Annotated in this window: 20 protein-coding genes and 1 tRNA gene; 11 read left to right on the forward strand and 10 right to left on the reverse strand. The window is 48.0% G+C overall.

What is annotated here, in order from left to right; translation table 11 throughout:
* Positions 1-5: 5 nt before the first annotated feature.
* A complete protein-coding gene (locus tag K384_RS06700) occupies positions 6-1040 on the reverse strand; it encodes a lysylphosphatidylglycerol synthase transmembrane domain-containing protein (RefSeq protein ID WP_038030678.1) in 1035 nt (344 codons plus the stop codon).
* 106 nt (positions 1041-1146) lie between these two features.
* Between K384_RS06700 and K384_RS06705 the strand changes: the two genes are divergently transcribed.
* Together K384_RS06705 and K384_RS06710 are read left to right on the forward strand one after the other, a co-directional pair.
* On the forward strand, positions 1147-2367 hold the full coding sequence (locus K384_RS06705) for a BaiN/RdsA family NAD(P)/FAD-dependent oxidoreductase (protein ID WP_038030680.1): 1221 nt from the start codon (positions 1147-1149) through the stop codon (positions 2365-2367).
* A gap of 153 nt (positions 2368-2520) precedes the next feature.
* Entirely contained in the window at positions 2521-3786 is a 1266-nt protein-coding gene (locus K384_RS06710; RefSeq protein ID WP_038030681.1) for a S8 family peptidase, read from the forward strand.
* Positions 3787-3868: 82 nt separating this feature from the next.
* Here K384_RS06710 and K384_RS13340 read toward each other — a convergent pair whose 3' ends face one another.
* A complete protein-coding gene (locus tag K384_RS13340) occupies positions 3869-4909 on the reverse strand; it encodes a sensor histidine kinase (RefSeq protein ID WP_051633201.1) in 1041 nt (346 codons plus the stop codon).
* A gap of 233 nt (positions 4910-5142) precedes the next feature.
* Here K384_RS13340 and K384_RS06720 point away from each other — a divergent pair, with 233 nt between their 5' ends.
* Complete coding sequence (locus K384_RS06720) at positions 5143-5472, forward strand: helix-turn-helix domain-containing protein (protein ID WP_051633202.1); 330 nt, start codon at positions 5143-5145, stop codon at positions 5470-5472.
* On the opposite strand, the gene lpxK is transcribed toward K384_RS06720, so the two are convergent.
* From lpxK to K384_RS06735, 3 genes are read right to left on the reverse strand one after another with little or no spacing between them, the layout of a single operon-like run.
* Positions 5455-6513, reverse strand: coding sequence for a tetraacyldisaccharide 4'-kinase (lpxK, locus tag K384_RS06725; protein WP_051633203.1), 1059 nt, complete (start codon positions 6511-6513; stop codon positions 5455-5457). The genes K384_RS06720 and lpxK overlap by 18 nt on opposite strands.
* 1 nt (position 6514) lies before the next feature.
* A complete protein-coding gene (locus K384_RS06730; protein ID WP_038030683.1) occupies positions 6515-7705 on the reverse strand; it encodes a site-2 protease family protein in 1191 nt (396 codons plus the stop codon).
* Positions 7686-8330, reverse strand: coding sequence for an HAD family hydrolase (locus K384_RS06735; protein WP_071837462.1), 645 nt, complete (start codon positions 8328-8330; stop codon positions 7686-7688). Before K384_RS06735 ends, K384_RS06730 begins: the two co-directional genes overlap by 20 nt.
* Positions 8331-8546: 216 nt before the next feature.
* On the opposite strand from K384_RS06735, the gene K384_RS06740 reads away from it, so the two are divergent.
* A tRNA-Ile gene (locus tag K384_RS06740) sits at positions 8547-8620 on the forward strand.
* Positions 8621-8745: 125 nt separating this feature from the next.
* Here the strand turns inward: K384_RS06740 and K384_RS06745 are convergent.
* The 4 genes from K384_RS06745 to K384_RS06760 all read right to left on the reverse strand — a co-directional run bounded on the left by K384_RS06745 (position 8746) and on the right by K384_RS06760 (position 12430).
* Positions 8746-9231 (reverse strand): Dps family protein, encoded by a 486-nt coding sequence (locus K384_RS06745; RefSeq protein ID WP_038030686.1) that lies wholly within the window; start codon positions 9229-9231, stop codon positions 8746-8748.
* Between the two features lie 102 nt (positions 9232-9333).
* A complete protein-coding gene (locus tag K384_RS06750) occupies positions 9334-9936 on the reverse strand; it encodes a cytochrome c oxidase subunit 3 (protein ID WP_038030688.1) in 603 nt (200 codons plus the stop codon).
* A gap of 144 nt (positions 9937-10080) precedes the next feature.
* A complete protein-coding gene (locus K384_RS06755) occupies positions 10081-11199 on the reverse strand; it encodes an imelysin family protein (RefSeq protein ID WP_038030690.1) in 1119 nt (372 codons plus the stop codon).
* Positions 11200-11308: 109 nt separating this feature from the next.
* The gene (locus K384_RS06760; RefSeq protein ID WP_038030691.1) at positions 11309-12430 is read right to left on the reverse strand and encodes a hypothetical protein; all 1122 of its coding nucleotides are present in this window, start codon (positions 12428-12430) and stop codon (positions 11309-11311) included.
* Between the two features lie 149 nt (positions 12431-12579).
* Between K384_RS06760 and K384_RS06765 the strand changes: the two genes are divergently transcribed.
* From K384_RS06765 to mnmA, 3 genes are all read left to right on the forward strand, one after another.
* Positions 12580-13230: a WbqC family protein gene (locus K384_RS06765; protein ID WP_038030693.1), complete on the forward strand. Its 651-nt coding sequence runs from the start codon at positions 12580-12582 to the stop codon at positions 13228-13230.
* Between the two features lie 61 nt (positions 13231-13291).
* Positions 13292-15796 (forward strand): ATP-dependent Clp protease ATP-binding subunit, encoded by a 2505-nt coding sequence (locus K384_RS06770; protein ID WP_038030695.1) that lies wholly within the window; start codon positions 13292-13294, stop codon positions 15794-15796.
* Positions 15797-15954: 158 nt separating this feature from the next.
* On the forward strand, positions 15955-17130 hold the full coding sequence (gene mnmA / locus K384_RS06775; RefSeq protein WP_038030696.1) for a tRNA 2-thiouridine(34) synthase MnmA: 1176 nt from the start codon (positions 15955-15957) through the stop codon (positions 17128-17130).
* 84 nt (positions 17131-17214) lie between these two features.
* On the opposite strand, the gene K384_RS06780 is transcribed toward mnmA, so the two are convergent.
* Positions 17215-19470: a tetratricopeptide repeat protein gene (locus K384_RS06780; protein WP_038030697.1), complete on the reverse strand. Its 2256-nt coding sequence runs from the start codon at positions 19468-19470 to the stop codon at positions 17215-17217.
* Between the two features lie 171 nt (positions 19471-19641).
* On the opposite strand from K384_RS06780, the gene K384_RS06785 reads away from it, so the two are divergent.
* From K384_RS06785 to K384_RS06800, 4 genes are all read left to right on the forward strand, one after another.
* The gene (locus tag K384_RS06785) at positions 19642-20148 is read left to right on the forward strand and encodes a DUF2452 domain-containing protein (RefSeq protein ID WP_051633218.1); all 507 of its coding nucleotides are present in this window, start codon (positions 19642-19644) and stop codon (positions 20146-20148) included.
* On the forward strand, positions 20138-20794 hold the full coding sequence (locus K384_RS06790; RefSeq protein ID WP_038030698.1) for a pseudouridine synthase: 657 nt from the start codon (positions 20138-20140) through the stop codon (positions 20792-20794). The genes K384_RS06785 and K384_RS06790 overlap by 11 nt, the downstream gene beginning before the upstream one ends.
* A gap of 65 nt (positions 20795-20859) precedes the next feature.
* Complete coding sequence (locus K384_RS06795) at positions 20860-21855, forward strand: quinone oxidoreductase family protein (RefSeq protein WP_038030699.1); 996 nt, start codon at positions 20860-20862, stop codon at positions 21853-21855.
* A 10-nt stretch (positions 21856-21865) separates the two neighbouring features.
* Positions 21866-22783, forward strand: a complete 918-nt coding sequence (locus K384_RS06800; protein WP_169737626.1) for a TraB/GumN family protein — start codon at positions 21866-21868, stop codon at positions 22781-22783.
* Positions 22784-22825 lie beyond the last annotated feature (42 nt).

Raw genomic sequence — 22825 nt, forward strand, 5'->3', positions numbered from 1 at the left:
AAAAACTACTTGTGCGTTTTTAGTTTCTGTTGGGTGCGCCGCAACCACATGGGCAAAATAAAGATGCCTATGAGCAGATAAGGATAGTAGGTAAGCAGGCGCCAGAGGATGCCTACCGTGCCACTGAAGCTGCCCAAAAATTCGGAGTATAGTTCTGTGAAGAAATACTCGGCAGTGCCGGTGCTGCCGGGCGTGGGTGATATGAGCATACTGATCCAGAGCACAACCTGTCTGCCGAAAACAAGCAAATGGTCTTGAAACGACAAGTCAATGAACGTTTCCATTAAAAAGTTGAGAGTGGCATAGCGGGCAATCCAGATGAACAGGGTGAAGCCGGCTGCTTGTAGCCAGTAACGCCAGGGTTTTCCTTTGATTTCCCGTGAAGCAAGGATAATGTCATTGCCTGTTTGATAGGCTGCCTTGCGCCAGCGCTTGAACCACCGGAAGGTGGTAGCTTTCATGAGCAGCCACTTCACCAAACGTGGACGCGCCAATAGCCCGAATGCCATGAAGAAAGTGTATAGGGCTATGAGCGCATAGCTTAGCAGAAAAGTCCAGCGCATGGTTTCGTTGAAGCTGCCTACAAACACTTCACCCTTGGAAAACCAGATAGAAAGCGGAGCCGCAAGAATAAAAAAGGCATTGTCGAGCACTGCTGTAAGCAATACATAGGCAAGGGCTTTGCCGAAGCGAATGCCTTCGCGGTTGAGTATAAAAATGGCAACGGCTGTTCCGCCCACTACCGAGGGCGTGACCGCTGAAGCAAATTCCCAAAGCAAGATGCTGTAAAGGCTTCCTTGCCAACTAAGTTCTTTCTGAGACAAATAACGAATGCGGGCAGTGTAACCGCCATCGCGTATGAGCAACACCATGATGGCGCCCAACAGGGCCGGCAAGGAAGCCTCGCGAAAATATTGCCACTGCGAAGGCTCATACGTCCAGTAAAAAATAGCCACTGCTGCAAGTAAACCAATCAATAAAGGAATGAAGGTGCGCTTGGGACTTAGTTTGTGCAGAATATCTTTTTCCTGAATATTCATAAAGCAAAGGCTTGACAGCTCGGCTGCAAAGGTACGAAGTTTCACAGAAAGCAGCCGCCGGGCAATGTCTCTCTTAACAAATGCTTAAGTTTGCCTTTAAAAACAGATGGACAAACAAGTGCTTGTTGTCGGGGGAGGCGCCGCCGGTTTCTTTGCGGCTATCCATATTGCAGAGGCCGGCTTGCCCGTGACCATTCTTGAAAAAAGCCCCAAACTGTTAAGTAAGGTGCGTATTTCGGGAGGCGGGCGCTGCAATGTGCTGCCTGCCTGCTATGACATAGAGCAGCTGTACCGGCACTATCCCCGGGGTGGGCGTTTTTTGCGCAAGCTGTTCTACGAATTTGGCGCACGGGAAGCCTATGATTGGTTTTCGCATCGTGGAGTGGTGCTCAAAACAGAAGCCGACGGGCGGGTTTTCCCTGTTTCCGATAGCTCTGAAACCATTGTGCAATGCCTGATGCAGGCGGCACAAAAAGCAGGCGCGCAGATACGCACGCGTGCCGAAGTGGTGACGCTCAAGCCGCAAAACGACGGACAGTGGGCGGTTGCGCTTGCTTCCGGGGAAGTGCTGCAGGCGGCAGCGGTGGTAGTGACTACGGGGGGCGGCAACAAGCCCAAGCATTATGCATGGCTCGAAACACTTGGCTTGTCCATTGTACCGCCGGTTCCGTCTTTGTTTTCTTTCAACATAGGAGATGAGTCCTTGAGGGCGCTGCAGGGCATTAGTGTGCCGGTAGCCATGGTAAGCCTGCCCCGGTGGAAGATGACGGAAACAGGACCGCTCTTGATTACGCACTGGGGGGTGAGTGGTCCCGCCGTATTGCGCTTGTCTGCGTGGGGAGCACGGCTGTTGCATGAGGTCAATTATCGAACGAAAGTGCGAATCAATTGGACCGGTGCCTCACATCCTGCTACCGAAGCCCGGTTGCAGGAGCTAATTACATCTTTTCCCGGGAAAAAACTGAAAAACACACCGGTGCAACTGCCCAAACGCCTTTGGGAGTATTTGTGTCAAAGGGCAAAGTTATCACAAGATGTTACATGGAAAGAGTTGTCGGGCAGGCAGTTAAATGCCTTGCTGCATGTGCTTTGTGCCGATGAGTACGAAATAGTTGGAAAAACGACTTTTAAAGAAGAGTTTGTGACTTGTGGAGGAGTGGATTTGCGCGAAGTATCTGCCAAGAGCATGATGAGTAAGAAGCTGCCGGGGCTGTTTTTTGCCGGCGAAGTACTCGACATAGATGGCATCACCGGTGGTTTTAACTTTCAAGCGGCATGGACGACCGCCTACACGGCTGCACAAGGGGTTAAAGACTTTTTACTTTAATTTTTTGTATAAAGGTTATAATATATTGTGTGTTTTTGTGGTTTTGTAAAATTTTTGTAAAAAAATATTGCTTGATAACGAAACTTTTTATAAGATTGCAGCGTACTACGGTACATCATGCTTATTAAAAGTTTAACCAAAAATTACGTTCTTATGAACAAGCGTAACATTTTCACCGCGGCCGGCTTGGCTGCATTTTTGGCAGCTTCTTGCTTGACAGGCTGCAAACAGCAGGAGGAAACCATGACGCCTGCTGCCACCCCCGATGTTCAACAAGTAGTGGAGAGTGGCGATGCCTACGAAGGGCGCTACATTGTAGTCTTTAAAGACGAGGCAGCTGCCTCTTTCCGCAGCCGCATTCCGGCAGCGCCTGCCCGTCGTGAAGGCAAGCTGGAGTATGCTCGCCGCGTAGAAGAGTTGGCGCGTGAAGAAGTAAGCCGCTTACTGGCAGAGGTGGGCATTCAACGCGACAAATCGACCCTCGACAACGTGTATGGGCATGTGTTCTTGGGCTTTGCCGACCAGCTTTCTGCCGAGGAGTTGCGCATCTTGCGCCAAGACAGCCGCGTGGCTATCGTAGAGCCTGACCGTCCGGTTTTCTTGGAGCCCGTAGAGGTGAAAGAAAGCACCAATGCGGCACAAAGCACACCTTGGGGAATCACCCGTGTAGGTGGTGCGGTAGAATCTACCGGGCTGTCTCGTTGGGCTTTCGTCATTGACTCGGGCATTGATTTGGACCACCCCGACTTGAACGTGAACACTCAATACAGCCGCTCTTTTGTAGGTGGCTCTGCCGATGATGCCAACGGACACGGCACCCACGTGGCAGGTACCATCGCCGCCAAAAACAACTCTTATGGTGTAGTAGGGGTGGCTGCCGGTGCTACCGTGGTGTCGGTGCGTGTATTTGGTGCCAGTGGACAAAGCTCTAATGCAACCATCATCAACGGTGTGGACTATACTGCCGGGGTAGTATTGCAAGGCGATGTAGTGAACATGAGCTTGGGCGGTGGTGCTTCTACCTCCATTGACAATGCTGTGAAAAACTTGGCTTCCAAAGGGGTGTATGTGGCAGTGGCAGCCGGCAACGATGCCGCTAACTCTAACTACTATTCACCTGCCCGCGTGAACTATTACAACTCCTCGAATGGCGGTAAGGTATTGACCGTATCGGCAATGGACAGCCAGGATCGTTATGCCAGCTTCTCGAACTATGCCAATCCGCCTATTGATGTATGTGCGCCCGGCGTATCTATCTATTCGACTTACAAAGGTGGTGGATACGCTACCTTAAGCGGAACTTCTATGGCTACGCCTCATATTGCCGGCATCATGTTGGTGAACAACGGGAAAGTGTATATCGACGGCTACGTGAAGAATGACCCTGACGGCAAAGCCGATCCTATTGGACGCCGTTAATAAAAAGATTATTTCAGAACAGAAACGGGGCACCCATAGGGCGCCCCGTTCTTTATTTTGCATGTAAGTACTGTCTTTCATACTATCCATGATTTAGCGGGAAAAAAGCTGTGAATACACTGCCTTTCGGCGAGCTTTCAACCAGTTCAATATCGCCACCTATTTCATTGAGCATTTTTTTACAAAGTGCCAGGCCAATCCCCGTGCCTTTTTCGTTTTTGGTACCATAAGTACTTTTCTTGATACTTAAATCAAAAAGCGTAGGAAGCACTTCTTCTGAAATGCCGCCGCCTTCATCCTTAACACTAACTGCCGCCTTGCCGGGCGCTGCCAAACCGCTTTGCACATATACCTTCCCACCTTCCGGTGTGAACTTGATGGCGTTATGCAGCAAGTTTCTGATGACAAATTTAGTAATGTGTATATCGGAGCGCAGTTCTATGTCTTCCGGGCTTGCCCGGTATTCTATTTGAATATTTTTGTGCTCAGCCATTGCGCTTAATAGCTGAATGCTGTGTGTAATGGCCTCGTGGAGTGAAAAAACGCTTTCTATACTCTCTTCCTTCACCATTTTGGTGAGCCAGTCATTGAGTGCATTCCACAGCTCTACCAGGTACTGTATGTTGTGCTGCATTTCATGCAGCATGCTTGGGGGAACCAAAGCTTTGATTTCGTCGAGATGCTCCACCAGTTGAATGAATGCCGCAAATGAATTGAGCGGCGACTTCATGTCGTGATTGATGGCTCGAAGCAACGTATAAATGTTGTCGAGCTTTTCCTCGGCAGTTTTGGGGTGTTTGGCAGCTCCATTCATAGCATAACTCAGTTGCAGAGAACGGCGCGTCAATATGCGCTCTATGATTTCTCTTTTTTCTTTCAATATAAGATCCAGCCTCTGTAAAATCAAATTCTCTGCCTCCTCTATAATGCGGATGGCATTGGTGCTACGAATAGGCTTGTTTCTGTTTCCCCCAAGCACCTGCTTTACGTAAACGTACTGTAGGCCAAGCCTGTCTGCAATATCTTTTTGGTCACCGCTTTCCAGCAGTGCGCGTACCCATAAGGCATAGCCGGGATCTACTTCGTAACGTTTGGGAGGTATGTTATCAAGACGTTTTTGCATAAGGTGAATAAGTTTCGTAATGGTGCGCTTTCAGCACTATTTTTAATTGACAAATATTTTTTTACATTTGCATACTAAATAAACCCTAAGATATGCAGTGTTGGTAATGATTTGTTTTATTCTCAAAGGTAATAACTGGTATCCAAATTTATTGGAAAATAAGTAAAAAAACAATCTTTTAAAACTATTCGGCAATTTTTGGGAGTAACATCACTATTAAAATGGGAAATCGTATGTTTTATTTAGGCAAAAACATTCGCTTTTTGAGAAAAAGAAAAGGTTGGACACAAGAAGAGCTCGCCAACCGAATCGGAAAAAAGAAAAGCATCATCGGCAATTATGAAAAAGGTGTCACTGAGCCCAACTTGGGCATTTTGATGCGCTTAGGCGAACTGTTTGGGGTGTATTGGGCACACTTGGTTGATTGCGATCTGACAGGGGAGCAAGACTCGCCTTTTGTGTCTGACGAAATTCAGCAGCAAATAGGAGTATATCGCCGGCAGATTGAAAAACTGGAGCAAGAAAAACGTCATTTGGAAGAACAGCTACGTCAATTGAAGTAGCTGCCGCACCGGCTCAACAGGGGAGGCGCCAAGCCAGCGTATTTCGAGCGGGAGGTAATAGCAGCCGGTGCCCTGCAGTTCTTGTTTCCATAAAGGTAGATTCTTGATTTTGGCAAAATCTTTTTCTGTGGTAAGCAACGAGGTCGCCCCATGCTTTTTTAAGCTGTGAAGCACTTTCCGGAGTGCCGCTTCATCGTAATGATGATGGTCGGGGAAGGCGATATGCTCTTTTACCAAAAAGCCACAATCTATTGCTGCTTTTTCGAAAAGCCCGGGCGTGGCAATGCCTGAGAGAAGGACTACCGGGGGACCACACGGAAGGTCTGTTTGCCAGATAGCCCTTGCCGGACCATAAGCATAGGTAGAAAAAAACACCGGCTTACCGGGGGCATAGCGCCTTATCTGCTGTTTTATGTATGTTTGTTCTTGCACTGAAAGGTGAGCCGGACACTTGCTGACAACCACGAGGTGAGCCCTTTCGGCTTGACTGCGTAAATCGCGCAGATTGCCTGCCGGAAGCAAATAATCTTTGTAAAAGGGACGATAATAATCACACAAAAGTACATACACATCGGCTTTAAGGGCGCGATGTTGAAAGGCATCGTCAAGTATGACGAGCCCGGTTTCCGGATGTGCCCGGAGCAGTGCCCGGATGGCTTGCACCCGCCGGCTGCCCACACTCAATCCGCTTATTTTTTTTTGATATTTCATCCATATTTGATAAGGCTCGTCACCTATCTCTTCGGCCGTGGTGGCGGCATGGGCTACTACTATCCCCCGGCTTTGGCGCTTATATCCCCGGCTTACCACCCCTACCCGGTACTGCCGGCTGAATGTTTCTATAAAGTACTCTGTATGAGGCGTTTTCCCTGTGCCACCCACCGTAAGGTTGCCAATACATAAAGTAGGAACCGGTGCTTTTTCGCTTTTCAATAAATGCCGGTCATATAATTGATGGCGTAGCCATACTGCGAGGCCATACAAAGGCACAAATAACCAGCCAACGGTGCGGCGTAACCAATAAACAAGCGGGTGTGTCATCTTATGAACCAATTACTTCTATTTGGAAAGGGGCGGGCAAAAAACACAATACCAGAATCAGCAGGCTAAGCCAGCCCAGCAGCTGCCTTCCTGTGCCTATGGGGGCTTCTACGCGTGCCGTGGGGTGGTATATCCCCAAAAAGCGTCCTAAAATAAAAATGAAAATCAACCATCCGTTATAGCCTTGGGCTTGTGGAAAAAGCCAAAGAGTAGCAAATTGCAGAAATACTATCGACAGGGCCAGTGTGAGCCTGTGACTTGGCAAGGGCGCAGCTGAGTAGAAGCATAAATACAGGAAATAAACATACAAGCCCAAGTGAATAAATAAACGAGGAAAGGGAGTATAAGGGCTGACCAGCCCCAGACCTGCATAATACAAAAAGCCATAAAACAGAATGAGCGCTATGCGGTTGAATACTTTGGGTCCTAGCAGCCCATACAGGATATGGCCGCCGTCGAGTTGGCCGATGGGTACCAAATTAAGTGCCGTGAAGAGCATGACGATGTAGGCAGCCAGAAGGTAAGGATAATGCATCATTTCTCGTGGGTCCGGAATGCGGCTATTGTCTTCTACCCAATAGTGCTCTGCCAACATGAACAACAAAGGCTTCTGTAAGCTCACCAGCAACTTGGGCGTTCCGCTGCTGTCAGCTTGGTAGGCATACTTGCTGTAGTCGTCACCATACACTTGGTATCCCGGCATAGTCTTATATTCCGGGTGTATTTCCAGCACATAAGAGCGGGGGGGGAGGTGCGTGTAGCCATAGTACAAAATGCCCAAGCCCACGACAAAACCGGCCAATGGACCGGCAATGCCCACATCGAAGAACTGCTTGCGGCTTCGCATGCGCTCTTTTATCCGGATAAAAGCACCCATGGTGCCAATACTGCTGCTGAAGTCGAAAAACCAAAAAGGGAGATAGTAAGGGAGTGTAACCCGGATATGATAATACCGAGCGGTGAAATAATGCCCGAACTCATGAAAGCTAAGCGCCAGCAACAGAGGAAGCGAATAATGCAAGCCGCTGCCAATGGTGCGGCTATTGACCCATTCGGCCAGACTGCCTTTGCTCCAGTCGATGAGCGGCTTGCCATGTATCCATTCAGCGCCGGCAATGGTGGTAGTAATAAATGTCAGTACAAACAAAAGCAAATGTATGCTTCCTTTTGTCTTACGATTTCTGTATTTCATAGGCTGAAAACTTGGCTATATCCAATTGGTTTTGTGGTACAAGATAAGTATGCATGCCCACTTGGGCTGCCGCTTCTGTATTGGCTGCGCTGTCATCAATAAAAAGGATATCATTTGCTTGCGCCTTGCTTTTATCGAGCACATATTGAAATGCCCGGCTATCCGGCTTGGTGTAGCCTATTTCATAGGAGAAAAACAAGTCGTCGAACAGCTTGTAAAAGGAAGTGGCATGAAGCCGGTTGAACATCGCTTCTATACGTTCGATATGCGCAGGATTGGTGTTGCTCAACAGCATCAGGCGGTAGCCGGCGGTGCGCAATCTTTGCAACAACCGTACACGCCCGGCAGGGATGTCGAGCAGCAGAGCCATCCAGGCATTTTCTATTTCTTCAATAGAAACCCCCGGACGCATATACTGTTTTAGATGCGAATAAAAAGTAGGCGTATCTATTTGGCCACATTCGTAATCATGAAAGAAAGGGCGTTGCGCCAAATCATTCCACGATTGCAGCTGTGGTTGGTATTCGGGCAGCAAGAGGGGGTAGAAAGCTTGCATGCTGCGTTCAAAATCAATATTGATAATCACCCCGCCCAAGTCAAAAAGTAAATACGAAGGTAGTTGCACGTCCGTTTTCTTTTATTTGTGTCTTGCAAATATCTAAAACAATGCTTGTATTTGCTAATATATAGCTGTGCCGGCTTTTATCTATTTTTTCGCGCTTTAAACGCTTGATATACCGATTTTTAAATGCATATGGTATTATTTTTTTGCTGCTATTGTTGCAAGTTCAGACAGGAATGCGTAAAATTGCAATCGAAATCGCGCAACGAAGTGCGATGCGGACCCTTAGCTCAGCTGGTTAGAGCACCTGACTCATAATCAGGGGGTCGCTGGTTCGAGCCCAGCAGGGTCCACAAAAAGCCACCTTTCATGGGGTGGCTTTTGTTTTTTTGTCCATTTAGCACCTTGTAGAATGAAAAAAAAGAGAAGCTGCCGGTGAGCTTCTCTTCTGCATAAGCCGAAAGGAATAAGTAAATGCTTACTGCCGTTTGAGGAAAGCACGCAGCATCCACAAGTCTTTTTCTTTGGCTTTGATGTCGCCGGCCAACATGTCGATGGTCCCTTCGTCTTCGGCTTCTTCAGCTGCTTTAAGTGTTTCCCGTTCAAGAGCTACCAAAGCCTGTATGTTTTCAATGAGCGTAGATACAGACTCTTTGTCACTGCGCACATTTTTAGCCGCTTGAATGGTGGCATGTTCCATATAATCGGCAAAAGTGTGGAGCGGAGTGCCGCCCAATGTCAAAATGCGCTCGGCAATGGTATCAATCATCGCCTGTGCGCCGGTGTAAAGCTCTTCAAACTTGGCATGTAAAGTGAAGAAGTTTTCGCCTTCTATGTTCCAATGAAAGCCACGCAGGTTTTGGTAATAAACTTGATAAGTGGCAAGTAGTGTGTTCAGTTTTTCAATAACAGCCGTAGTTGCTTCGTTTGCCAGTCCGATATTGTTTTCCAATACTTTTTCCATAGTGATAATTGATTTTTAGGGTGAAACATGTAAACTGTTTGCTTATATGGCAAATATAGTAAAAATTTCTTAATAAGAAAAGTTCCTTATTGCTTTACCTTTTTACATAAACTGAAAAAAGATGTAAAGGTAAAGCCAAATTCCCCCTATAAAATGCCAATAGACCACCAATAAGCGCAGAAAAAGGCGGTTGGGAGGATTCATGGCGTAAATAAAGGCGTCCACGTAGTTGAGTTTAAGCAGTGAAATGCCAAAAAAATAAAGCAAGACCAAGCCACCTATGCCCACATGTGCCAAATGCAGCAACACCATCACAAAGAACAGGCTATGCAGGGGCGTGCTGCGCATGAGTTCAAGGTTTTGTTGGTAAAGACTTTCCCAGCCGATCCATTGACAGACGCCAAAAGCCATTGCCAGCAAAAAGGTGGTGCCCAGCAGATAGCGATAGGCAAAATAAGCATCTTGTAAAAAGGCCTTGTATGCCTGTTGCAGTGTAAGGCTGCTGCAAAGAATAACAAAGGTGCTTATGCCCAACAGGCGTGGTACTTCAAAAGGAAGCGTCGGCAGGGCAAGGCGGTATTTCAAAAAAATGGCGCTAAGAAATACGAACATGATGGAAATGCCAATGAGTCCCAACCATAGCATGAAACTGAGTGGTTCGCGCCTTTGGCTTATTTTTTCTACAAAAGAGCGTTTGTTTTCCATTGAATCCGGCACTTTTGTGCGTTTTTTTGCTTTCTCTTTTTAGAGAACAAAAAAATAGCCATTGGGTTCGAAATAAACTAAAAAGAAAAGGGCAAGCCGGAGGAAGGCTGCCCTTTAAAGAAATGAAAATACTGAAAAGGCATTTTAATCACCGTCGCCACTGTCGTAGGTGATATACAGCCCCAACAAGGAACTCATGTCACTTTTGAAATAGCGCGTATGCTTGAGCATTTCGTTGTGGAGCGCTTCTACAGCTTGATACTGTGTGTTGATGAGTGTGGAGAGTCTTGTTTGCTTGTCCAGTGCATCCAGCTTTTGATAAATAATTGACAGTTGCGCTTCGGTATTGTCCGACAACTCTTTGCCGCCCGGTACAGCCAGCAGGTAGTCCTGAAAGCCCAAGCCGTCTTGCCCGTCGGCGCCTACGCCCCGCCAAATATTCTCTATGGCTTTCATGTTGGCACGAATCATATCCAGCGATATGCCGCTGTAGTATGCCTCTACGTACATAGGTGCGGGTGAGGTTAGTGGGGCTCTTTTTCCCAATGGAATGCCCAGTTTGAAGTTTTTGATGCGTTCATAGCCCAGGTTGAATTGATTGAACAGGAGAGTAAGGGAACTGCCGGCATCCGTGCCGTCGTTGGCAATGAACGAGGCTTTGGCTTCGAGCCATCGGTTACGGCTCTGCTCTATCTTAGCCAGCAGGTGGTCTGCTACTGCTTTTAAGTACAAGCCACGCTTGTTGTCATTGGTAAAAGCATCAACAATGGCTTGTTGGTTGCCGTCGGTGCGAAAGAGCAGGTAGTCCATTGCCAAAAAGCCACGTGTATCCCGGTTGAAGTTGGCAAAGCTGTAATCCCCTTGACTGATGTATTGCTCAATCAGTGCACTATCTACCGGAAATGCGCCTATTTCTTCGAATAAACTTTTATCGAGTGTATTGGGCTCAATCAGAAATTCGAAGTTATACATGTTGGCAGACTGCCACGTGGTGTAGGTTTGTATCCATTGCGTTTGCAAGGCTTCGAGTGTGCCAAGCGAGGGCGCATTCACAAAGTTTTGTGTAGCGGCTTGCAACGCTTTGGCTTCGCTATGCAGGCTGTCAAAAGCAGGGCTTATCAAATTGTTGGCCACATTTTCCAGCAAGCCCCGCCGGTCAAAATTCTGCGGACTGTTCTCTTTTTTCGAATTGCAGGCAGTAAGTCCAAGCAAGTAGGCAAGCACTATGATTGCGAGGCTTATTTGTTGGGGAAACTTTTTCATGAGCAGGTCGTTTTATTCGTCTTTAAGGCAAAGATATGTAAAATCAAAATGCACCAAAGGCATGCTATAAAGCACGCCTTTGGCAAGCGGTGAAAAAGAGCGGAGAAAACTATCTGCCTTGCTCTGCCACCCAGTCTTTTTTGAAGTCTTCCAAGTCTGCATCGGTGAAGCCATATACTTCTTTTACTTTGTTGATGGCTTCGGTCAGCTTGCCTACCTGGTTAAAGGTGTCGGTTACAAAGAGGTAAGCCGAAGCTTCGCCCTGTGCAGGTGCTTTCAATATGTTCAATATTTCATCAATTTGCGCATCGGTAATGGTGCGTGCATCTTGAGGCAATTGGCGCCATCCGTGCAAGAAACCAACTGCTTCGGCATAAGAGTGAAGGGCACTTGCCAAGTCACTGTCCGAAGGATTGGTGGCAGTCAGCTTGCTTTGCGCGCTGTACAGGTAGTTGATGACAGTGGCTGCACAAGATTTTTCCCAGTTGGTCAAATAAACTTTCAGGGCTGCACGCAACTCCGCATCATACGCTTTGCCTGCTTTTACAGCCGCTTGGGCAGTTAACAAAGCATTTTTAATGTTGGTATAGAAACCATTGCCGTCGTTTTTGTCACGCTTGGCAGCGTACTTGGCAGCATAGCTGTCAGGGTGCTCGTGTTTGCTTCCGTCACTGCTATTGGGGAAAGAAGGATGGGCGCCAAAAATGGCTACCAGACGGTCAATATCGGCAGCAGTCAGTTCGGTTTTTTGGGTGATACTGTAAGCATGGTTGAAAAGCGCTGCTTCAAACAGACCTTTTTCAATCAGTTCTATCAATTCCAAACCACCTTCTTCAAACAGACGTCCACCGAAGAAACCGCCTTTGCCATTCTGAGCTTTGCCTTCTGTTTTCATGTCGTAGGCGCCCCCTGTACTGGCATCTGCCACTTCTTTCAAGTAGTTGAGCACTTGTGTGTTGTAGTAAGCAGAGGTAGCCGCCTGTAAATCACTTCCTTCATAAATAGCTTTTAAGCTTGCTTCATCTAATGGATTGCTTTCCGAAGCAGCTTTGATGGCTGCTTTCAGGGCATCCAAGTCTTCCAAGATGGCTTTTTCGGCAGCCACATTGGCGTCGTAATTGGCAGACTCATAAGTAGAGGGCACGTTCAAAGGCGCCTTCTCATCGTCCTTTTTATTACATGCGCTCAATCCCAAAACTGTGATGCTTGCGGCAAGGAGAACCTTTCTCATAGATATTGTTGTTTTAATTTAGACTTGTTTTAGATAACGCCACAAAGTAAATGTTTATTTAGAATAAATACAAATAACTTGAAGCTAAATTTGCAAGGTAGCGTCAAAAAGAAGAAATTTGCCTTTGTAAATCAGATGATTGTGCCTTTATGAAAAGAGTCCTTATTGAACCGCATTATTTTCCGTCCGTTGCGTTTTGGGTGTTGTACATGCAGGCAGAAGAGGTGGTGCTGGATATTCATGCTCATTATGAAAAACAATCTTACCGTAACCGCTGTGAGATACTGACCGATAAAGGTGTGTGGAGCTTGTCGGTGCCGGTGTGTAAACCGTGGAAGCGCCCTTTGCATACTATAGAAATAGACAACCGCCACGCATGGCAAAAAGACCATATACGTGCCATAGAGGCAGCCTATAGAAAAGCCCCTTTCTTTGAATACTTTGCCCCCGAAATACTGACAATTTTGGAGAAACCCATGACAACTTTGCTGCAGCTGCAGCAGGAAATTCTGACAACTTGTCTCAAACTTTTACAGCTGCCCAATCGTTTTACATACAGCACAGCCTATTATGATGGGCAGCAAGTTGCTGATTTAGAACTCGTTGATATGAGAAATGTGTTTCATCCCAAGAAAAAACAGCATTTAAACATCACTTGTGAGCCTTATACGCAAAACTTTGGTGCTAAATTTGTACCAAATTTAAGTATCTTAGATGTACTCTTTTGTATGGGACCCGCCGCCAGGTTGTACCTGCGGCAAGGGGTGCAGCTACCGCTCAGCGAAAGAGTAGCTTTTTAATTTGATAAATTGGACGTGAAAACGTATATTACAACATTAAATTGTTCCGGAGGACAAGCACATGGAAGCAAAATTTTCAAATCGAGTAAAAGAGGTCATTTCCCTAAGCCGCGAAGAAGCATTGCGCTTGGGGCACGACTATATAGGCACGGAACACCTGTTGCTGGGTTTGATTCGTGAAGGCGAAGGCGTAGCCATTAGCATATTGAAAAAACTGGGTGTTCCGTTGGACGAGCTGCGTGCTACCATCGAACGGGCTACCCGTGGTACCGCAGTAAACAACGTGAAGAATATTGCCAATATTCCCTTTACCCGTGCTTCGGAGAAGGTGTTGAAAATCACTTATCTCGAAGCCAAAATTTTTAAAACCAACATTATAGGCACCGAGCATCTGCTGTTGTCTATTTTGCGCGATGAAGACACTTTGGCAAGCCAGGTGCTGCATCAGTTCAACGTCACTTATGAGATAGTAAGAGAAATGCTTGAATACCAAAATCAACCCAAGGCATCCTTGGAATCGGATGATCCTGAAGAAGAAGGCCGCATGTTTGGCGGAGGGCGCGAGTCCAAAGGCGGGGAAAAATCCAAAACCCCCGTATTGGATAACTTTGGGCGCGACCTGACCAAAATGGCCGAGCAAGGCAAGCTGGACCCCATCATTGGGCGGGAAAAGGAAATAGAGCGTGTGGCACAAATACTCAGCCGCCGCAAAAAGAACAACCCCTTGCTTATTGGTGAGCCCGGGGTAGGTAAGACAGCCATTGCCGAAGGCTTGGCTTTGCGCATCGTGCAGCGCAAAGTGTCGCGTGTGCTTTTCAATAAGCGTATCGTAACACTGGACCTGGCTTCGCTGGTGGCAGGCACCAAATACCGTGGCCAGTTCGAAGAGCGCATGAAAGCCGTCATGAACGAACTGGAAAAATCGCCCGATGTGATTTTGTTCATCGACGAATTGCATACCATTGTTGGTGCCGGTGGTGCCTCAGGTTCGCTCGACGCTTCGAACATGTTCAAGCCCGCGCTGGCACGGGGCGACATCCAATGCATCGGCGCAACTACCTTGGATGAATACCGCCAATACATTGAAAAAGACGGTGCCTTGGCGCGTCGTTTCCAAGTGGTAATGGTTGACCCGCCCACGCCGGAAGAGACCTTGCAGATATTGAACAATATCAAAGAGCACTACGAAGAGCATCACAACGTGATTTATACGCCCGAGGCAATAGAGGCATGTGTGAAGTTGTCGGATCGCTACATTACCGACCGCTTCCTGCCCGACAAAGCCATTGACGTGCTCGATGAGGTAGGTGCACGGGTGCATATCACCAACATTCACGTGCCCGAGCACATTTTGAAGTTGGAAGAAGAGATAGAAAAGGTAAAAGAAGAGAAAAACCGCGTGGTGAAAAGCCAAAAATATGAAGAGGCGGCTCAACTGCGCGACAAAGAGAAAAAGCTGATTCAGCAGCTTGAAAAAGCCAAGATTGCTTGGGAAGAAGAAGCCAAGCGCAAGCGCTACACCGTAACCGAAGAGCATGTGGCCGAGGTGGTAGCGATGATGACGGGCATCCCGGTGACCCGTGTGGCACAAGCCGAAAGCCAGAAGTTGTTGCATATGGCTGATGAATTGAAAAAACGAGTCGTAGGGCAAGATGCGGCTATAGACAAGCTGGTGCGTGCCATCCGCCGTACGCGTGTAGGCTTGAAAGACCCCAAACGTCCTATCGGTTCGTTCATCTTCTTGGGTCCTACCGGGGTAGGTAAAACCGAATTAGCCAAGGCTTTGGCCGAATATCTCTTCGACCGTGAAGATGCGCTCATCCGCATCGACATGAGCGAATACATGGAGAAATTCTCGGTAAGCCGTTTGATTGGTGCGCCTCCCGGCTATGTGGGCTATGAAGAAGGTGGTCAGTTGACCGAACAGGTACGCCGCAAGCCCTATTCGGTAGTGCTGCTCGATGAAATCGAAAAAGCACACCCCGATGTATTTAACATCTTGTTGCAAGTACTCGATGACGGGGTGCTCACCGACGGCTTGGGACGCCGTGTGGATTTCAAAAACACCATCATCATCATGACTTCCAACATTGGGGTGCGTGACCTGAAAGATTTCGGTACAGGCATTGGCTTTACTACCAAGGCAAAAGCCGAAAGCATGGACGAAATCATGAAGTCCACCATTCAAAGTGCCTTGAAGAAAGCCTTCTCGCCTGAGTTCTTGAACCGCCTGGATGATGTGATTGTGTTCAACTCTTTGGAAAGAGAGCACATCCATCAAATCATCGATATTGTATTGAAGGATGTCTTCAAGCGTATCGAAGAGCTGGGATACCACATAGAGCTTACCGAAGCTGCCAAAGACTTCCTCAGCGAAAAAGGCTACGACCCGCAATATGGGGCACGCCCGTTGAAACGAGCCATTCAGAAATACCTGGAAGATCCTATTGCTGAGGAAATACTGAAAGGCGAAATAGAAGAAGGCGATACCTTAGTGGCAGACTATAAAGGAGAAGGAGACGAATTGGAGCTCTCTATCCGCAAACAAGAAAAAGCCGATTCATAAGGTATTGATTAAGTATGAACCATAGGGCTGCTTCCAAGAGGCAGCCCTATTTTTTTTTTCTGCCCGGCTAAGCAACGGGAACAGTTATTTTATACAGGACGTTTTAAAATGGTATTTTTGCATTGTAGAACCACCATAAACCATCATCAGAAAGAACTATGGCAAGAATCGTAGTGGGCATGTCGGGCGGTGTAGATTCCAGTGTGGCGGCTTACTTGCTTGCGCAAGAAGGGCATGAAGTCATTGGTATGTTCATGCGCAACTGGCATGACGAGAGCGTAACCCTGCACGACGAGTGCCCTTGGGTAGAAGACAGCAACGACGCTTTGTTGGTTGCCGAAGCTTTGGGCATTCCTTTCCATGTGATAGACCTGAGTGCCGAGTATAAAAAGCGCATCGTGGATTATATGTTTGCCGAGTATGAGCGGGGGCGCACGCCCAATCCCGATGTGTTGTGTAACCGGGAAATCAAGTTCGATGTTTTTCTTCAAGCCGCCATGCGGCTGGGCGCCGATTTTGTGGCAACAGGGCACTATTGTCAAAAAGATAGCATCGAAAAAGACGGAAAAACCATCTATCGCCTGCTGGCGGGGGCCGATCCCAACAAGGACCAAAGCTACTTCTTGTGTCAGCTCGATCAGGAACAGCTAAGTAAGGCTTTGTTTCCCATTGGGCATCTGCAAAAGAAAGAAGTGCGCGCCATTGCCGAACGGGAAGGGTTCGTAACTGCCAAGAAAAAAGACTCGCAGGGCTTGTGCTTTGTCGGAAAAATAAAACTGCCGGAGTTCCTTCAGCAAAAACTTCAACCTAAAAAAGGTAAGGTGATAGAAATTCCGGCCGGTGCCCCTGCGTTTGCCACCAACGGACAAGCAACTGCGCTTGATGTCCTTTGTGCCCCTTATGTCTTCTCAGAAGAGATGGGCGAGCCTGTAGGTGAGCACATAGGCGCCCACTACTTCACCGTAGGGCAGCGCAAGGGTTTGGGTATAGGCGGAAAGGAAAAGCCTTTGTTTGTACTCTCTGTTGATACGGAAAAGAACATCGTATATGTAGGGCAAGGCGACGACCATCCGGGTTTGCACCGCAAAGGCTTATTTGTACGCGCCGATGAGGTGCATTGGCTGCGTGAAGACTTGCGCATGCAGCCGGGCGAGTCGCGAAGCTATATGGCGCGCATTCGCTATCGCCAGCCTTTGATGCCCGCACAGCTGCACATGCGCGAAGAGGGCTTGTATGTTACTTTCGAAAAACCGGTGCGTGGTATCACGCCCGGGCAGTTTGTGGCATGGTATGAAGGCAATGAGCTGCTGGGTTCCGGAGTCATCCATGCGTAAAACCTGCCTGAATGAACTTTGTTTTTAGGATGCTGCCGCTCCTCCTGAATGAGTGAGGAAGCGGCAGCAAATCCCTCTTTGCTTTTAGTTTTGAGAGGCGCTCGACAGGCGCCGGTTGGTGCCCATCGCTTCTTCTATTTTTCGTTGCAACTCATGAATATCTTTGACATTTAACTGCTTTGTGAGCTTTTTTGCCTTTTGCAAAAACTCTTCTGATTTGCGGTATTCGCCCTTTGCTTGGTGCCATAAGCCCATATGATAACAGTAGTTCGCATAGTCGTAGCTGCCGGTTCCTATTTCTTCTTCAATGATTTGATAGGCGGAAGCATAACAGCGTCCGGCTTCGTCAAGCTTGCCCCATGCCAGAAAATTTTCGCCTGCTTTCAACAGCACTTCCACATATTTCGATTCCGGAGTGTTGAGCGAGTCTAAAAGTGTAATTGCCTTTTGATAGCACCGGAAGCTTGCTTCATAGTCCTGCTCTTGAGTGTGTATGTTGCCCAACAGAAGGTATGGGGTGACATAGTAATAGTCCGGGGTGGGGGTGTCTTCACCTTTTAAAGGGTGTTTATTGAGGTATTCTATGACATTCAGGGCGTACTCTTTGGCGGCTGGCAGCTCGCCGTTTTCGAGGTAAACCTTTGCCAATTCCAAGTAGCTTTCCGGTATTGCTATATTGTTGTTCCAGCCGCTTTGCTCTTGGTGTTGCTCATAAAAGTCCAAAATACGTTTCCGGTATTCTATCATTGCCTGTTGCCGCTCTTCATTATGCATGTAAATGGCAAGCTGTCTCAATACGTTCAAGTAGTCATTATCGGAAACAAACCTTGGTGCCTCCGGGCTGAGGTTGTAGGCTCTTTCATAGACCTTGAGTGCTTGTTTGGCAAGCCGGATGGCTTTTTTCTTCTGCTGATTCAGAAGGAAGTAAAGCAAGACACTTTGCTCATATAAGCAGTCGGCGTATTTGGGATGTTGTTTGCCATAATATTTTGCAGTGAAACGAGTCGCTTCTTTTATGCTGTGCAGGGCTATATCATTATTTCCCGCTTCTATGCCGGTATGGTAAAGTTCCATGAGTATGTCGAGGTGCGTTTTATAATAGAAGCCCTCGTAGGAGCTGAAGTTTTCTTTTTTCCGAAGAAAGTATCTGGCGTTTTTGCCCATCAATGGAATCCCCGTTTCCAGCACTTTCATTTCGGCTTTTTGGATTTCTTTTGGGTTGGGGCGGTCCAAGGGCATGCTTGCTTCGGATACCTTTAAAGCTTGTTGCGTGTATTTTAGTGCAAGTTCATAGTTCCCTTGTTTCCGGTAATTGGAGCCTTTGCGGGCAAGAAAGTAAGCGTAAGAGTGACTGGGTGGGTTGGCGCGAAAAACAACAACTGCTTTTTCTTCGTACAAGGCGGCTTGTGTTGCGTTGTTGATATCTTCACTGGCATACCACTCACTCAGGTTTAAGTACACCTCGCCCAGGGCGACGGGGGGATTGGCGGGGAAATCTTGTTGTATCAGCGCAGCCATTAAATGCCAAGAGACAAGATTGGCAGGCGCCACCGCCGGCGAGGCTATGTAGCGCCCCGTCCGGTCCCTGGCAAGGGTATAGTCTGTTTTAATAGACAAAGCATATTCATAGGGGGATTGATACAAATTATACACCCGGCTTGCCAATTTAGGATATATTTCCTGTGCCCGCTCATACTGCCCTTCTGCTTCATACAATATGGCCTGCGCTATCTGTTGGTTAATTTGCAGTTTATAGAGCACTTCGGGCTCGCTATTCCATGACTCCATGGTAATGCCTTGCAGTAGAGAATCTGCTTCTTGCACCAGAGTCTTCGCCAAGTCGAAATTGCCGGACTTCAGCGCGCCTTGTATGGTATAGAGGCTTGTGCTCAGGTACTCATAATTGCTTTTGCCATAGAGCCGTGCATACGAGTCAAGGCTGTGCAGCAATGGGGGCAATGCCGACTCATACAACAAAAGGTTGCAATACAAATAGCCGGTATTTTCACTCAGTACGGCGCAATCGATTGTGTACTCCCCGAGGTGTTGATGGCATGCTTGCAAGCCTTCCTCTAAGACCTCAATGGCTTTTTCGTACTCTTTTAGCAGGTAGTAAAATTCCCCGAGTTTGTGGTAGGCTTCAATGAGCACCTCCGGCGAGGCATCGGTATCTTGTTTGAGCAGGGGCAGTGCCTGCTCCATGTAAAAAACGGCAGAATCGTAGCGCTCTTCTGTTGCATGGGCATATGCTTTGTCGATAAATTCCTCATATGCCTTTTGGGCAAAGACTTGGGGGCTGCAAATCACGAGCAGCCACATATACAGCAGGCTTTTTTTCATGGCGTAAAGAGTTTTAATGCTTTGATTATCAGCGGCAACTTAACTAAAGTTAAACTTGGGTGGTGGTTTTTACAAGCTTGCAGCAGGCAAATGCCCGTACTTTTCTCTGTTTGTAGCTAAACCATTGTATCTTTACAGCTGTTTTGAATGTTGAATAAAGGAGTGGCTTTCATGGCAAAGCAAAAGAAAAAAACAGAAGGGGAGGAGTTTGTCAATCCCATCAATCCCGACCATATCACAGACAGACCGGGTACCTTGCCTTATGCCCATACACGGGGTGGGGTGGTCATCAAGCCCGAAGACAAAGGCAAGCTGAAAGGGCGTGCCTTGGCGGCTATGTATGACCAAACCGAACGGCAGATGCAGCAAATCTATGAGCAGGTAGAAGTGCTGTTGCGCCAAGCCAAAGCCTTGCAAGTGCGCAAACGTATATCGGAATTGATTTATACTGCAGAAATGGGCTTCGAGCCCATCGTAGGCAAGGAATATCATCTGTACCGTCGCAGCGGTGAGCAATATGTTTTATCCTTGATTGCGCCGGAAGAGTGGGGCAAAAGCATCCCTTACGAAGCCTACTGCGCCACGGCACGCTTGCTTTCAGATCACACTTGGGAAGTCCTGAAGGCAACCGATGACTTCGAAGAGGTAATAAAAGACATTGAAGCGGATGAAGAATAGCCGGGGGCAGTTCTATTATTTTGTGGTGTACAAGCCATACGGGGTACTTAGCCAATTCACAGCCGAGCAGGAGGGAGATCTCACCCTGGCATGCCTGTATGACTTTCCGCCGGATGTTTACCCGGTCGGACGCCTGGATAAAGACAGCGAAGGACTGCTGTTGCTTACCAACGACAACTTTTTGAAGAGCCGTTTGCTCTCGCCCCGCTTCAAGGTAGAGAAAACGTATTGGGTACAGGTGGAAGGCATCGTAACGGACGAAGCTATTGAGCAGTTAAAACAGGGGGTAAGCATTCGCTTGAAAGGCAAGCCTTATCAAACGCTGCCTGCCCGTGTGGCGCGCATCGAAGCACCGGACTTGCCCGAACGTGTGCCCCCCATACGCTTTCGCAAGTCGGTGCCTACTTCGTGGTTGTCTATTGGCTTGCATGAAGGCAAAAACCGGCAAGTGCGCCGTATGACCGCCGCCGTGGGCTTCCCTACGCTTCGCTTGGTGCGGGCAGCCGTCGGCAGCTTGTCTTTGTCCTGTCTGCAAATGAAGGAAGCCGGCGAGGTGCGCCTGCTAAGCAGGCAGGAGATATACCGGGCGGTGGGTGTGCCGTTGCCCGGCAAGCATAAAACAACAAACAAAGGCTTCCGCTCTTAGCCTCATCTCTTTCATGATAGACGTTTATTTTTCTTAACTTTTCGAAAAAACAAATTCAATCAAGCATGAAAGCCATTTTTTTATCTTCCGAAAAGAAAGACATTGTTTTTACCGAGCGCCCCAAGCCTACGCCCAAAGCAGGTGAAGCTTTGGTAAAAGTAGCGGCTGCCGCGCTCAACCACCGCGACCAATGGATTCGTGTGGCGCTTTATCCGGGCATGACCTATGATTGCATTTTGGGCTCGGATGCCTGTGGTACGGTGGAAGCAGTGGGCAGCCCGCAGGATGAAGCATGGATAGGAAAAGAGGTGGTGATTAACCCTAATCAAAATTGGGGCGACCATCCTGAATATCAATCGGAGCGATATACCATTTTGGGCATGCCTTCCGATGGCACTTTGGCTGAATATGTGTGTGTGCCCGTTGACCGTTTGCACCCCAAGCCTGCACACCTCAACCACGAAGAAGCTGCTGCTTTGCCCTTAGCCGGATTGACAGCCTACAGGGCGGTGCGTCGCAAAGGAGGAGTGCAAAAAGGGCATCGCGTGTTGGTAACGGGCATTGGCGGGGGCGTGGCACAGTTTGCCTGCCAGTTTGCCCTTGCCTTGGGCGCAGAGGTGTATGTTACTTCGGGTAGCGATGCCAAAATTGAAAAGATGAAGAGCTTGGGCGTAGCCGGCGGGGTGAACTACAAACAAGAAGGATGGCACAAAGCGCTTTTAAAGATGTCCGGCGGCTTCGACGTAATTATTGACAGCGCCGGGGGCGATGGTTTTAACCTGCTGTTAAAAACAATGAAGCCGGCTGCTACGCTGGTGTTCTACGGGGCTACCTTGGGCAGCCCTTCCAAGCTGGATATGCCGCGTATCTTCTTCGGGCAATATACCATCAAAGGCACCACCATGGGTAACGATGAAGAGTTTAAAGAAATGCTTCAATTCGTAGAGCAACATGGCATTCATCCCATCATTGACTCGGTGCGCCCTCTTGCCGAAGGCATTGCCGCTTTCAATGATATGCGCGACGGAAAAATATTCGGAAAAGTTGTGTTAAAGCCCTAAAGCTATGATAATGAAACGTACAACCTTCTGGTGGCTCGGCTGTGTTTTCGTGTGGATTACCCTGTGGACACAGGTAGCACAGGCACAAGTATTTTGGAAAATTACGGGCAAAGGACTGCAGCAGCCTTCTTACTTATTGGGCTCAATGCATGTATATGACGGCAGTCGTCTGCTTGAGCAGGCAGCCGTGAAACAGGCTTTTGACAGCAGTAGCGTGTTTGTAGGTGAGCTGGAAATGAACTCGTCTGCCATGTTTGAGTTGTTTGCCGAGATGGTCATGCCCGGCGATACTACTTTACAAGACTTGCTGTCGCAGGAAGAGTATCAACGTGTTGACCGCTACATGCAGGAAAAAATGGGCGTTGGCTTGGGCTTTTTTGGACGCATGCGCCCCATCTTTCTTTATTTCCTGTTTACTACCATAGACGAAGCCGAACGCATGCAAGCACAAGGCGATTCTTCTTTTTCAAGCATGAATGTGGATGGGCTCATGGATGTGTACTTGCAACGGACAGCCCGTGAGGCAGGCAAAGAAGTGCGGGCACTGGAGACCGTCAGAGAGCAGATACAAGCGCTTACCGGCAGCATGTCGTTGCAAGAGCAAGCCCGCACACTGGCCGATTACGTGAAGAATGGCAGTACACAAAAGAGCGACAAGCAAAAAGCGCTTCAACTCGTAGAAGCCTACAAAAAACAAGATCTTAAACGCATGGCAAAGCTTTTACGTGAAAACTTCGATGAACAACAATACCGTTTGTTGATAGTGGAGCGCAACCGCCGCTGGCTGCCGAAAATGGAAGCCATCATGCAGAAAGCGCCTGCTTTTTTTGTGGTAGGTGCCGGACATTTGGTCGGCGAAGAAGGGCTTTTAGTGCAATTGCAGCGTTTGGGGTACCGTTTGGAACCACTGCCACTGAAGCTGGAATAAAAAACGAAAAGCCATTCCCTGCTTTTGCTTACGCTGCGATAT

The organism is Thermonema rossianum DSM 10300 (assembly GCF_000426825.1).
GTDB classification, from domain to species: domain Bacteria; phylum Bacteroidota; class Bacteroidia; order Cytophagales; family Thermonemataceae; genus Thermonema; species Thermonema rossianum.

Coding starts and splice junctions, on each gene's coding strand:
- K384_RS06700 (WP_038030678.1), bottom strand. CDS start 1,040: ATGAATATTCAGGAAAAAGATATTCTGCACAAACTAAGTCCCAAGCGC.
- K384_RS06705 (WP_038030680.1), top strand. CDS start 1,147: ATGGACAAACAAGTGCTTGTTGTCGGGGGAGGCGCCGCCGGTTTCTTT.
- K384_RS06710 (WP_038030681.1), top strand. CDS start 2,521: ATGAACAAGCGTAACATTTTCACCGCGGCCGGCTTGGCTGCATTTTTG.
- K384_RS13340 (WP_051633201.1), bottom strand. CDS start 4,909: ATGCAAAAACGTCTTGATAACATACCTCCCAAACGTTACGAAGTAGAT.
- K384_RS06720 (WP_051633202.1), top strand. CDS start 5,143: ATGTTTTATTTAGGCAAAAACATTCGCTTTTTGAGAAAAAGAAAAGGT.
- lpxK (WP_051633203.1), bottom strand. CDS start 6,513: ATGACACACCCGCTTGTTTATTGGTTACGCCGCACCGTTGGCTGGTTA.
- K384_RS06730 (WP_038030683.1), bottom strand. CDS start 7,705: ATGAAATACAGAAATCGTAAGACAAAAGGAAGCATACATTTGCTTTTG.
- K384_RS06745 (WP_038030686.1), bottom strand. CDS start 9,231: ATGGAAAAAGTATTGGAAAACAATATCGGACTGGCAAACGAAGCAACT.
- K384_RS06750 (WP_038030688.1), bottom strand. CDS start 9,936: ATGGAAAACAAACGCTCTTTTGTAGAAAAAATAAGCCAAAGGCGCGAA.
- K384_RS06755 (WP_038030690.1), bottom strand. CDS start 11,199: ATGAAAAAGTTTCCCCAACAAATAAGCCTCGCAATCATAGTGCTTGCC.
- K384_RS06760 (WP_038030691.1), bottom strand. CDS start 12,430: ATGAGAAAGGTTCTCCTTGCCGCAAGCATCACAGTTTTGGGATTGAGC.
- K384_RS06765 (WP_038030693.1), top strand. CDS start 12,580: ATGAAAAGAGTCCTTATTGAACCGCATTATTTTCCGTCCGTTGCGTTT.
- K384_RS06770 (WP_038030695.1), top strand. CDS start 13,292: ATGGAAGCAAAATTTTCAAATCGAGTAAAAGAGGTCATTTCCCTAAGC.
- mnmA (WP_038030696.1), top strand. CDS start 15,955: ATGGCAAGAATCGTAGTGGGCATGTCGGGCGGTGTAGATTCCAGTGTG.
- K384_RS06780 (WP_038030697.1), bottom strand. CDS start 19,470: ATGAAAAAAAGCCTGCTGTATATGTGGCTGCTCGTGATTTGCAGCCCC.
- K384_RS06785 (WP_051633218.1), top strand. CDS start 19,642: ATGGCAAAGCAAAAGAAAAAAACAGAAGGGGAGGAGTTTGTCAATCCC.
- K384_RS06790 (WP_038030698.1), top strand. CDS start 20,138: ATGAAGAATAGCCGGGGGCAGTTCTATTATTTTGTGGTGTACAAGCCA.
- K384_RS06795 (WP_038030699.1), top strand. CDS start 20,860: ATGAAAGCCATTTTTTTATCTTCCGAAAAGAAAGACATTGTTTTTACC.
- K384_RS06800 (WP_169737626.1), top strand. CDS start 21,866: ATGAAACGTACAACCTTCTGGTGGCTCGGCTGTGTTTTCGTGTGGATT.